The organism is Paenibacillus polysaccharolyticus, assembly GCF_023714295.1.
Taxonomy (GTDB): domain Bacteria; phylum Bacillota; class Bacilli; order Paenibacillales; family Paenibacillaceae; genus Paenibacillus; species Paenibacillus polysaccharolyticus_A.
Genome location: NZ_JAMAUN010000085.1, coordinates 1 through 247 on the forward strand (window position 1 = coordinate 1; position 247 = coordinate 247).

Genomic DNA, 247 nt, shown 5'->3' on the forward strand with positions numbered 1-247 from the left:
CGGGTGCAACCGGTATTGCTGGAGTAACCGGAGCCACAGGAGTAACAGGATTGACGGGTGAAACCGGTGTGACTGGGGCCACGGGCACAGCCGGGGTCACTGGAGCCACCGGTGCAAGCATTACGGGTACAACGGGAGCGACTGGTGTAGGATTAAGCGGTATCGTGGCATTTGACCCAGCAGTAGCCCCGACGTATCCAGCCGGTCAGGTTGTCACGTTCAACGGCAGTACGTATGTCACCAATGT

The 247-nt window shown here is 58.7% G+C and carries 1 pseudogene; it reads left to right on the plus strand.

The features are described from left to right. Window positions 1-247: pseudogene (locus M3629_RS28325) on the plus strand (hypothetical protein); the annotation flags it as partial.